This window comes from Brevundimonas sp. Soil_N_31, assembly GCF_057655995.1.
The window spans coordinates 252,076-264,852 of sequence record NZ_JBDGLE010000001.1 but is presented as its reverse complement, the minus strand read 5'-3'; the positions used below and the strand labels follow the sequence as shown (position 1 = coordinate 264,852).

Here is a 12,777-nt window from a genome sequence, read left to right as displayed (position 1 = left end):
GCGGATGGCGCTTACAGCTTCACGCCAGCGGCGAACTGGAACGGCGTGGTGCCGACCATCACCTATACGGTGAGCGACGGTGAGGGCGGTAGCGACACCGCCGATCTGGTCATCACAGTCGATCCGGTGAATGACGCGCCGGTCATCAGTGGAGGCAATCAGCAGGGTACGGTCGTGGAGGCCGGCAATCTGGATAATGGTACGCCCACAGTTGGCACACCCGACGCCAGCGGAAGTTTCAGCGCCACGGACGTTGAAAACGATCCGTTGGTCTGGAGCGTGGTGGGTACACCAGACACCACCTATGGCGTGTTCAGCATCAATCCCACGACGGGCGCTTGGACCTATGCGCTGGATAATTCGTTGCCGGCAACCCAGGCATTGAATGAGGGTGATGAAATCCCGCTCACCTACACTGTTCAGGTTAGCGATGGGCAGGGCGGAACAGATACCCGCGAGGTCGTCATTACCATTAACGGGACCAATGACAGCCCCGTGACGGTGGCTGACGTCAATACTGTTATGGAAGCGGGCGTACTGGATGGCGGTAATAGCGCCACCGTTGGTGTGCCTACGGCCGAGGGTGATGTCCTTGCCAATGACAGTGATGTGGATGACGGCGAAACCGATACTTTGCAGGTTTCCGGTGTCAATTTCGGCGCTGTGGTGGGCAGTGTCGGCGTGGCCCTGAGCGGGATCTATGGTTCGTTGGTGCTGGCTGCCGACGGAACGTATGTCTACACGCTCGATAACGACAATACGGATACGCAGGCGCTGGGACAGGGCCAGACGGCGACCGAGATTTTCACCTACACTGTGACGGACGTGAACGGTGCGACCCACACCAGCACCCTGACCATCACTGTCCAGGGCACCAATGATCAGCCGGTCATCACTTCCGATGCGAGTGATGCAACAGGCTTTGTAGTGGAAGCAGGAACGGGCGTCGTCGGTACAGATACCACCAGCGGAACCTTAACCGCGTCTGACGTCGACACAGGAGCGTCGCTGGAGTGGAGTGTTGCGGATATTAATGGAACCTACGGCACGATCGTCATCGATCCGATAACGGGTGAATGGACCTACACGCTGGACAATAGCCGGGCGGCAACGCAGGCGTTGAATAATGGCGAAAATGTTATTGACGAATTCACCGCCATAGTGACCGACGAACATGGTGCTTCTCGCGAGCAAACCATCAGGATCAATGTCGCGGGCTCGAATGACGACCTGATTGGAACGAACGCTGCGGCTAACATTGTGCTGCTCGAGGACGCCAGTGCGACGGGAACCTTGCAGGACTATGTCTATGATGTTGATGACATCATCGAGGTAACCAGTTTCCAGATCGACGCCGATGGCGACGGCACGCCGGAAACCTACAATTCGGGCAACTATGACTGGGGGGATGCGATCGCACTGACCGATAGCGACGGCGTTGCGCGAGGCACGCTGACTATCGACTCTGACGGGTCTTATGTTTTCACACCCGCACCGAACTATTCAGGCGCGGTGCCGACCATGACTTATACCATGGCTGAATCCACTGGCGGCAGCGCTACGCCTGTGACGCAGACGATCACCTTTGAAATCACGCCTGTGGCAGACGTACCTGATCTTGACCCCGACAAGACGGTCAACGTGCGGGAAGATACGGTTCAGCCTCTTAACCTGACCGCGCCAGCCATCACCGATCTCGGTACAGGTGTTGCAAATGGCGACTATCCTGAACGACTGGGCGAAATCACGCTTACGTTTGACGGTGCCGGTGCGGCAGGTGCCACCCTTGTGACGGGTTCAACTGTGCTGACGCCGGTTGGCGGTGTGGTCACCATTGTGCTGACAGATGTCGGCCATGTGACGACTGTTCCCGCTGAAGACGTTGCGAACGGCATCTATTATCTGACCTCTGCCCAGTATGAGGCCCTTGAAGTCGTGCCGCCGGCCGAGAGCGGAATCAACTTTGACATCACGGTTGAAGTGACGAGCTATGAGGTGGACGCCAGCGGTGCGGTCGCCACGGACGGGCAGGGCGATCCGATACCAGGAGCGACCAATACCCAACTCATTACTGTTGATGTGCAGGCCGTTACAGATGGTGCGAATCTGACCATTAACGGCGGTAGTACCGCGAATTTCACCGGTTTTGAGGATCAGCCGATTACGATTAGCGGCCTGCTTGCTGCGTTGAATGATAGTGACGGTAATGCTGGTCCCGATGACGATGGCAGCGAGGGCTTCCAATATATTGTGAGTGGGCTACCGGTGGGCTCTGTCGTCACCATCGACGGCGTTGAAACCACGATTAGCGCCGGTGTCACAAGTGCGTCGTCGGCCTTCACTACCTCACACACGCCTCCCGTGATCACGATAAAGCCACCTGCTGATTTCAGCGGCGACATCGAAGGGGTAACGGTTACCCTCAATGCGCGTGACACCGATGAAGATTCTTCTGGCGTGATTGATACTGTGGCGAGTTCCGTCACCCTTAACCTCTATGTCACGCCTGTGGCGGGCGATATCGGTGCCAGCGATTCCACGACGGACGAGGATACGCCTGTCGCTTTCCTGTCGGGTGTCAGGGTCACAGACACGATTGATGATGGCGGTAGCGAAGTCATCAACTCTGTGACGTTCGAAGTACCGACGGGGTGGGTGGTAACGCCACCGGCCTCCTCGGCAGGATGGACCTATAATCTCGTCGATAATGATGCCGAGATCATCTTCGACAACAGCCTGACCCAAGCTCAGCGCGAGACTATTCTGGGCGGCTTTACAATCAAGCCGCCAGCGCACAGCAGCGCGGATGTGACCATAGATCTGTCGATAACCTCCACAGACAGCAATACGGTCAATGGTGTTCAGGTTGATAGCGCTCCTGCCACAGTCACACGCAGTGTCGACATAACCGTCGATCCGGTCGCCGAGAGAACGGATACAGACAGTGACGGTGTGGGCGGAAACGATGTCACGATCATGCCGGATCACATCTATACCGTTTCCGGTTCAGAGGACGCCTGGTTCGCGCTTGGTGGAACCTATACCGGTGCATCTAACAACACGGGTGGTTTCAACCTTTTGGCCGGATGGTCGAATGCGGATGCGGACGAGTTCATCTATGCGGTTCTAACACCGACGCTTGCTCCGGATACTGCAGGGGAAACCGAGATCGGCACCCAGTTCCGCTATTCCACTGATGGAGGCGCGACCTGGATTACCCAGACCTATGTTGGTGAACCGTTGTGGGTGCCACAGCCCTATCTGAATACTCTGCAAGTGATGCTGCCGCCGGACGTGTCGGGAACGCTGACGATTGGCGTGCAGGCCGGGACAGTGGACTATGACGACGATGCAGATGTCACCGTTATGCCTCTTGATCCGCCCAAGGAGAGTGCGGATGGGGTCAGCGTTGATGTGAGCGGTTCGGCGACCCTTTCGCTGATCCGTTTCGATCCGGTTGCTGATGCTGTTACAATGGCGCTCAACGGACGGGCAACAGGTCTTGAAGACACCGCTATTCCGCTGTCGATCAAAACGACCAGTTCGGATCCGTCAGAAACGTTCACTGTCACCATCTCGGGAATCCCGGTTGGGGCGACGATCACTTACGGCGTCGGGCCAACGGCTGTGACATTCACCGCTTCGACGGGAAATACGAGCTTCGAGATTTCGGACTTCAGCAACACCGTCCCCGTATCGATTACGCCGCCACTGAACAGCAATGGCGACTTCCAGTTGACGATGAGTGCGGTTTCGGTTGATGGCAGCGTGCAATCGGCCCCCGTGTCGCGGACGATTGACGTTTCGGTTACCGGTGTCGCGGACACGGCGACTGTGACCTTGCCTGTCATCGACTACACTACAACCGAAGCTGTGCTCGATAACGGCAACAACCGTGTTTCACTGGACCAACTGATTGACAGCGTCGAGTCATTCGACAGCGACGGCTCGGAAGCCGTCACCTTGCGCATTACGGGTGTACCGGAAGAATTCTCGATCGTCGGCGCGACCATGGTAACGATGGGGACCGGTGGCGATCGTGTCTGGGTGGTTTCCGCCGACAATCTCGCCAATGTCTCGATCGTGACGCCACCGAATTACAGCGGCACGGTCAACTTCAAGGTCGCACCGGTCACCACTGAAAATGACGGAGACTCGCTGACAGGGGGGCTGGTTGACATCAGCTTTACCGTCACGCCTTCGCCGGAAGCCACAATCACGCCTAGCGCGACACTGGTCGAGGACGAGGTGACATCCCTTAACATCGGGATTGTTCATCAGAACGGCGATAACGATGAAGCTCTGGGTCGAATCTACATCTCCCAGAACTACGCTCTTGGTGCAGACTATACCCTGTATCTCGGTGGGGTTGCGCTTGACCAAGCGGGTCTGAATACCACTGTCATTGGCAATGAGACCTATTTCATCGTCGAAGCCGAGCAAATTGGCGATCTGGGAGCTCAGGGAGTCTCCAATCTCGATGGCGACCTTGGATCGCTTGAGTTCCTTTATGAAGCTATCGATCCGTCCAGCGACCGCTCGCTTACTGCCGTGACCGAGCTTAAGCCGGGCTCGCTGGCCTTGAGCGCTACGCCGGTGACAGATCCGATTGATGTATCGATCAACAACATCGTGATGGTCTCGGCGACCGGAACGGTAACGGATAATACTGCGGGCGACGATGCTACCCCTGATACCGCTGTCGTGACCGAGCAAGGCGCGCTGACGGTGACGATGCATGTGAACTCTCAAGACACTGACGGCAGCGAGCATCTTGTTCGTATCCTGATTACAGGTGTGCCCGATGGCGTGACGGTGACAGGTGCCTCGCAGGTCGGTGCGAATAGCTGGCTTCTGATCTATGATGCTGGCGATGCCCGTACGATCGGTGCCGGCGGCATCGACGTACCGGTCGAGTTCATCGTCGGTATCGGGGCAGGCAACGGTCTCTCAACGATCTCGATGACGGCGCTGGTCCAGGATCAGGGGCAGTCGGCATCCACGCCCGCTGGCATTGTCACCGATAGTGTTGAATGGACGCTGGATGTCGCGCTGAGCGACGGCGGAGTGTATCTGCCACCCGCTATCGATCAATGGGAATATAACAACTCGGCAGGCACCGAGGATTCCGCCTTCGTGCTGGGGGATGTTATGGACGCGGCCGTTTCGGTCGCCGATCCCGGCCTCGCTTACAGCTACACTGTCAGCGTCACTGATCTGCCTCCTGGCTCTCAGGTCAGCGGTATGATCCTCACCAACATCGGCGGTGTGCCGACCTGGACTGCAACGGTGACAGTGCCGGCTGGTGGTGACAGTCAGGCGGCCTTGGATGCTCTGTTGGCAGGGATTAGCATTACGCCGCCGCAAGACAGCAACGACAACAATGCCAGCTTTGCCTTCGATGCGCGCCTGATGGGTTCTGTCGTCGGCGGACCGAGCATCAAAGCCGATGAGCGCGCCGACATGCCGGTTACACCTGTGACAGACGAGGCTGTTATTACCGTGAGCGCTGGAGATACGGACGAAGGCGGTACCAGTGTGAATGCAACCATCGCCGTCTCCGATCCTGCGGACGGTATCCATGGGCAGGTCGTCGACGGTAAGCTCTATGTGCAGGTGTCGACAACGAATAACGATGGCGGCACTGTGACCGACAGCTCTGGGCAGCCGATCGTTCTCAGCACCGTCAGCGATGTGGATGGAGTGCCTGATGGTGACTACTATGTCATTGATGTCGGTACCGCAGGCGGTTCTGTTGACCTGACCTACACCGTGCCGGACGGCGTAACCCTTCAACCGGGTGCGGTGACCTTCACCGCCTATGCACAGACTCAGGAAACGGGTGCGAACAATGTGGCCTCTGCGACTGCCGCCAACTCTGCGGTGATCGAGATCGTCAACAACGGCGTCACCGTGAACAGCCAGATCATTACCGGAGCGGAGCCTGTATCCGCAGACAAGAGCCATGCGATTGAGCTGGTTGGGCTATCCATTGCTCTCAATGACAATGACGGGTCTGAGTCCATTCATTCGATCCTGTTGGCGGGTGTGCCAGTGGGCTTCCTGCTCTATGTGGGAAGCAGTGCGGGCGATGCGCCGCTCGCCGCAAAGGCCTCCAACGCCGGAGGTGACGGTGTCACCAATACCTGGGTGCTTTCGGCGGATGGCTCCATGCCTGCCTATGTCGCGATCCTGCCTGCCCCCAACTGGAGCGGGACGCTGGATAATCTGGCGCTGGTGGTCGAGTCTGGCGAAGCCTCGCTGAGCGAGACGCGCGTGGACACGGTTCCACTCGAAACGCTTACTGTGGAAGCGGTTGCAAACGGTGTGACCATCGATCCTACCCTGTCGTTCGGTCGAGAAGGACAGATCATCAGTCTCAACCTCAACGCGTCGATGGCTGACGCAGCAGCGGCGAAAGCGGCGGTTGCGGACGAAAGCACTGAGACTACGACCCTGCAGATCACCGGCCTTGGTGAATATGCGGCCTTCTATGTTGGCGACACGCTTTACGATGCGTTCACCTACGATGCTCTGACCGATACCTATACCATCACTGGCCTGACCCAGGACGATCTCGATGATCTGGGCTTCGTACAGGCAGCGGCAGCCTTGACAGATATGGATACGAGCACGTCAGGCGTGCAGGTGACGGTAAATGCCTTTACCGTTGAAAGTAGTAACGGCGCGCAATCCGAACCGCTGGATATTCCCAAAACACTGACTATCGCGCTTTCGTCGGCGCAGGGAACCACTGGCAATGACCGTTTCATCTGGGATGGCGAAGCGATCAATGGTCGAGCCGGAACGGATACGGTTGAACTGCGTCTTGGCGAGAGCCTGACCCGTTCGGACCTTGTGACCTATTTGCGCAATGTCGAGGCTCTCGATCTGTCGACCCCCGGTGCCAACCGGATTACGGGCGGGTTGTCGATTTCCGATGTGTTGAGCATTACGGGCTCAAACAACGGTCGTCTCACGATCCATGGCGACGACGAGGATGAGGTGTCGCTGTCCAATACCGATGAGTGGAGCACTGACGGCGAAGTGCAGAACGGCTATATCATCTACACCAGTACTTCGACGGGCGTGTCGGTGGCGATTGATGAAGATATCAATGTCTCCTATGCGGCCTGATCCGAAAGCGTATAAGCAACGAACAGGAAGCCCTCCGACGAACAGGATCAAACCTGTTCGTCTGGAAGTGTCCGGTAAAGGCGGCCGGCGCTGGTTGCTGCGATTTACAGCGATTGCGCTTTCGGCGCTGTGTGCTCCCACTGTCGTGGGGGCACAGTCCGGCGTTCAGGATACTGTCGATGAAAGACTGGGAATGGCCGAGGCCGTTCGAGCAGCCGTTTTCACTCATCCTAGTATCAGGGGCGCACGAGAGCAGGTACGGCAGGCTTTTGAAGGAGTTGAAGCCGCGCGAGCGGGCTACAGGCCCCAGATCACTGGCGGTATAGAGGGGCGGACCAATCGTTACCGAGAGAGCAGCTACGACTCGCGGCATGTTTACACCGCCACCGTTAGCGCCTCTCAGATGCTTTATGATTTTGGCAAAGTCGCTGGTGCCACGCGTCAGGCGCGGGCAGGGGTGCGGGCCAGTGAAGCGCAGGTGGAATGGGCGACGAACGAAATTGCTATGAGCACCGCCCAGGCTTGGGTCGATGCACACCTCCAGCAAGCTCTTGTTGCACTCGCGAGCGAGCAACTGGATGCCGTTTTGGCGATCACCTCTCTGGTTGGCGAGCGCGTCACCAAGGGCGCAACATCCAGATCGGATCTGGAACAGGCGAATTCTCGTGTGGAGGCGTTGCGCTCTCAGTTGCTAGGTGCGGAGGCTGAAGCGCAGCGCGCGAGTCTGACGCTGATGCACCTCACAGGGCGTGTCGAACCGGTACAGATCAGTGGAGATATTCCGGCAGAATTATGGGGCGAAGCCTGTCGGCCTGCTGCCGATGTCAGAACGCCGGCCGTTCGTGTGGCGGAGGCACGGCGGGATGACGCCCGCGCGCAGCTCGATATCGCCCGTGCCGAGCGCCTGCCGACAGTCACTTTGGATGGCAGCATTGGCTATGCGCTGACCGATGGCTCGCGTCTTTACGGGGAGCACCGCTCAACTGGTCAGGTTGGTGTGAATTTCGCTATGCCGCTTTATCAAGGCGGATCAACAGGCGCGCGTGAACGCGGAGCCTATTACCAGCTCCGGTCTTTCGAGGACGCGGTCTATCAGGCTCGGCTTGAAACGCGTCAGGGTCTTGCCGACGCGCGCTCTCAGTATGATGGATGGGCGGGGCGGGCTCCGGTTCTCGACACACGTGTGAGAAGCATAGACGCCACGAGAGAGCTTTATCGGCAGCAATATCTTCAACTTGGCAGCAGGTCTCTTCTCGACCTTCTTAACGCCGAACAAGAATATCACGCGGCGCGCGTCGAACAGCTTCAGGGGATTTACTCGCAATATCGTCTGGCCGTACAGTGCATCTATCATCGCGATCAACTGCGCGACATTTTCGGTTTGGAGAGCACGGACGCTTCCGAGGCGGGCACGGCTGAAATCGGTACGGCGCGATGAACGAAAAGCCTGATCCGAAGATGTCTGTGGCCATCGACGAAATTGGTGCAGGGACTGCTGTGCCTGATAGCTTTTCCATTCCCGCTCCCGACGACAAGCTGCTTTTGGCCTGGCGCGAGGCCATCCTCGTTATGGCCGCGCATTTCCAGTTGAACGTCTCGTCGGAACATGTCCGGCTTGTGTCGGACTGGAGCGAGGGTTCATCTATTGAGGAGCGCGCCAGAGCAATGGCGCGGCAAGCGGGGCTGTCGTTCCACAAGGCGCGTCCTGAACTGTCGGACTTGAACGCTTGGCGTCTGCCTGTCGCCATTCAACTCGATGGGGGAGAGGTCGCCGTGGTGACCTCTATGGGAGCCGACGGGCTGACCCTCATTATGAGTGGCGACGAGCGCGCCGAGGTCACACACAGCGCGGCATCCTTGCAGCCGCATGTGCGGTTCATGGCGATGCTGCGCCCCTTGCAGGCCGCACGGGATGTTCGGGTCGATGACTATATTGCGCCGGTCGAAAAGAACTGGCTGCGTAACCTCGTACTCGTGGACTGGCGTCCATATGGACACATCCTTGTCGCTTCGCTGATCACCAATCTGATGGCGCTCGCGGGTGTCCTGTTTTCGATGCAGGTTTATGACCGCGTTGTTCCCGCACAGTCCATGCCGACGCTGTATGTGCTGTCCGCAGGTGTGCTGCTGTCATTGATCTTCGCCTGGGTTATGCGCGATGCGCGGATGCGGATCACGGATGTGCTTGGCAAGCGGGCTGACTTGCGAATTTCCGATCGCGTATTCGGTCACGCGCTGCGCGTCAGGAACAGCGCGCGGCCCAAATCAACGGGAACTTTCATTTCGCAAATCCGGGAATTGGAACCGGTTCGCGACATGTTGACCTCGACGACCATCGCCGCGGCGGCGGACCTGCCATTCTTCCTTCTGTTCTGCCTTATCTTCTGGCTGATCGCTGGATGGCTGGTGGTGGTGCCGGTTGTAGCCTTCCTATTGCTGATTGTTCCCAGCCTTCTCGCGCAGCGGCGACTACGCGATCTCGCCCAGACCGGTATGCGCGAGAGCGCTCTGCGAAATGCAATGCTGGTCGAGGCTGTGCAGGGGATCGAGGACATCAAGGTTCTGCAGGCTGAACAACGTTTCCAGAACCAGTGGAACCACTACAACGCCGTCAATGCTGACTCCGGTCTGAAGCTGCGAGACCTGCTCAACCGGCTCAACAACTGGATGCAAACGGTGCAAGGGGCAGCGTTCGCCGTGGTCATCTTCTTTGGCGTTCCGCATGTGATGGCAGGACAGATGAGCACCGGTGTGCTGGTTGCGGCGAGCATACTGGTCAGCCGCATGCTGGCCCCGCTTTCGTCAATTACCACTGTGCTCAACCGATGGCAGCAAGCGAAAATCGCAGCTCAGTCTCTCGATCAACTCATGAAGCTGCCCGTGGACAATCCGCAGGAAAGTACTCGTGTCCATCGTCCGGCGGTTTATGGGCGCTATGCCTTGAATGACGCCACCTTCAGCTATGATGGCGAAACGCCCGCTCTCAAGATTTCATCTTTAAAGATTGAGCCCGGAGAGAGAATTGCTGTGCTGGGTCGCAACGGAGCGGGCAAGTCGACGCTGTTGCAGGCGCTTTCAGGGCTGATGCAACCGGTCGACGGATCGGTGCTGATCGATAATGTAGAGATGAGTCACATCGATCCGTCGGATATCCGGCGCGATATTGGATGGTTGAGCCAGAACGCTCGCCTCTTCCACGGTACTCTGCGTGAGAATCTGAAACTCGGTGCGCCGCTTGCGGATGATGAGCGGGTTCTTTCGGCGCTGCGTACAGTCGGGGCTCTCAACTATGTACAGCGTTTGCCGCTAGGGCTTGATCATGCTCTGCAAGAGGGCGGACTGGGGCTGTCTGGCGGTCAGCGTCAGGGTCTGCTTCTGGCACGTCTGTTGGTGCGTGAACCGCGTGTTCTTCTTCTCGATGAACCGACCACGGCCATGGATGAAGCCACTGAACGTCACGTCGTCGCCGGACTGCGCCAACTGTCTCGCGAGCACACGCTTGTCATTGCCACCCACCGTCTGTCCGCTCTGGATGCTGTCGAGCGTGTGATTGTCGTCGATGGCGGGGCAATCGTCATGGATGGCCCGAAGAATGCTGTACTGGGGCGGTTGCGGGAAAATGAACCTTCTGCACCCGAGCGCTCTGCCGCTGCTGCAAAAACACGGCTTGTTGTGCGGCCGCGTACACGCGTTGACGAAGGAAAAACGTCTTGATCGGGCCGATGTTGAAAAACGCCGCAGGTGCGATGAAGAGTAAACAACAGGGGGGCTTGCCGGACCTCGCTGACCTCGACGAAACGCGCGCGAGCCGTTCCTCGCGCGTTGTCTGGCTTGTGGCCTTGTTTCTCGCCGCCTTCTTCCTTTGGGCGTGGTTTTTTGAGATCGACGAAGTCTCCAGCGGTGGCGGTAAAGTCATTCCTAGTTCGCGCGATCAGGTGATCCAGACGCTGGAAGGTGGCATCTTGTCCGAACTGCATGTGCGGGAAGGGCAAATAGTCGAGAAGGGTGCGGTACTGGCCCAGCTCGATCCGACGCGCGGTGAAACAAGCGTGGAAGAGACCGCTGCCCGTTATCGTGCGGCATTGGCTGCCAGCGCAAGGTTGCAGGCCGAAGTCAGCGGGCGATCGGTCATCGCCTGGCCCGAGGAACTTGCCGATTGGCCGGACCTTAAAGCCGCTGAAACGGCACTGTTTCATTCGCGCCGTGCCAGCCTTGACGAGACGGTACGCGGTCTTAATCAGGCCTCTAGCCTTGCACGGCGCGAGCTTGAAATCACCCAGTCGCTGATCGCCACTGGCGCGGCGAGTAACATCGAAGTCATCCGCTTGCAGCGGCAGGTAGCCGACCTCGAATTGAAGTTGGGTGAAGCCCGGCTTCAGTACATGGTTCGAAGCCGCGAGGAACTTTCCAAGGCTGACGCAGACGTTAGGTCTCTGCAATCGGTCGTGCGTGGCCGAGCTGACATGCTTGATCGCACGACATTGACTGCGCCAGTTCGCGGCATCGTAAAGAGCCTCGATGTTACAACCATAGGCGGGGTTGTGGCACCGGGGGGATCGATCATGACATTGGTGCCGATTGGTGACCAATTGCTCGTGGAAACACGAATTTCACCACGTGACATCGCCTTCATTCACCCGGGCCAGAGTGCTCAGGTGAAGGTGACGGCGTATGACTATTCCATCTATGGCGGATTGGAAGGAAAGGTCGAGACTATCGCTCCCGATACGCTTCGGGACGAAGTCAAACCTGAGATCGTCTATTATCGTGTTTTGGTGCGAACGGAAGCTGACGCACTGACGGATAGGGCCGGAAGAAGACTGCCAATCACGCCGGGCATGGTGACGACTGCGGATATCCGTACGGGGCGCAAGACCGTGTGGGATTATCTGACCAAACCCTTGAACAAGACGCGCGAAGCTTTGCGTGAACGCTAAAAGAAATCTGAAAAGGATTGTGAGTATGTACAAGCTGTCAGCTGTTATCGTTGCCACTCTGCTTGGGCTGGGTGTGACCGCCGCGCCGGTCTTGGCGCAGTCCAATCCTATTGATCGCGTTAGCAATCCGAACGCGCTTGATTTTACCGATGTCGAAGTCAGTCCGCAGGAGATGAATCCTCCGTTTGTGCGGCACGGCCTTGTTGTTGAACCGCAGCGCCTCGCGTCGATTGGCACTGGCATTTCGGGTGCCGACGTAACAGCAGCTCTCGGCGAGCCTCTTCGCAAATACGGCGTGCGCGACGCTGAATGGGACTATGACGTCAGACTCAAGATGCCGCAGTCTGACAACTTTCTTATCTGCCAATACAAGATTGTTTTCGATCAGCAGGATCTCGTCGCGGAAACGGTTTGGCGTCGCCGCCAATGCGCTCAAATCGCTTCCCAGCAATCCGCTGCTTCGTGAGGATTTAGGCTCAGGACCCATTGATATGAGGGGCGCGATCTGATTCAGGCTCAACAGGAGTCTGAACCATGAGTGACCTTTATTGGCTGACGGACGAGCAGATGGCTCGTCTGAAGCCCTTCTTCCCCAAGAGCCACGGCAAGCCGCGCGTTGATGACCGGCGGGTGTTGAGCGGGATCATCTTCGTCAACCGCAACGGCCTGCGCTGGCGGGACGCGCCGGCAGCCTATGTGACGT

The 12,777-nt window shown here is 58.0% G+C and carries 5 protein-coding genes and 1 pseudogene; all 6 read left to right on the top strand.

All coding sequences use genetic code 11. The features are described from left to right. Positions 1-7,137 (top strand): beta strand repeat-containing protein (locus tag AC3A3G_RS01290; RefSeq protein WP_487487353.1); only part of this gene is annotated, 7,137 nt, incomplete at its 5' end. Between the two features lie 193 nt (positions 7,138-7,330). Beyond that, entirely contained in the window at positions 7,331-8,575 is a 1,245-nt protein-coding gene (locus tag AC3A3G_RS01285) for a TolC family outer membrane protein (protein WP_487487352.1), read from the top strand. 26 nt (positions 8,576-8,601) lie between these two features. After that, on the top strand, positions 8,602-10,851 hold the full coding sequence (locus tag AC3A3G_RS01280) for a type I secretion system permease/ATPase (protein ID WP_487487351.1): 2,250 nt from the start codon (positions 8,602-8,604) through the stop codon (positions 10,849-10,851). Further along, positions 10,848-12,074, top strand: a complete 1,227-nt coding sequence (locus AC3A3G_RS01275; RefSeq protein ID WP_487487350.1) for a beta-barrel domain-containing protein — start codon at positions 10,848-10,850, stop codon at positions 12,072-12,074. Before AC3A3G_RS01280 ends, AC3A3G_RS01275 begins: the two co-directional genes overlap by 4 nt. Positions 12,075-12,099: 25 nt before the next feature. Next, positions 12,100-12,540: an outer membrane protein assembly factor BamE domain-containing protein gene (gene bamE, locus AC3A3G_RS01270; protein ID WP_487487349.1), complete on the top strand. Its 441-nt coding sequence runs from the start codon at positions 12,100-12,102 to the stop codon at positions 12,538-12,540. Positions 12,541-12,608: 68 nt separating this feature from the next. Then, positions 12,609-12,770 (top strand): annotated as a pseudogene (locus tag AC3A3G_RS01265) (transposase); the annotation flags it as partial. Between the last annotated feature and the right edge of the window lie 7 nt (positions 12,771-12,777).

Excerpts from the sequence above, each read along its gene's own strand:
- bamE (WP_487487349.1), top strand. The coding sequence starts at position 12,100 with ATGTACAAGCTGTCAGCTGTTATCGTTGCCACTCTGCTTGGGCTGGGT.
- AC3A3G_RS01285 (WP_487487352.1), top strand. The coding sequence starts at position 7,331 with ATGGCCGAGGCCGTTCGAGCAGCCGTTTTCACTCATCCTAGTATCAGG.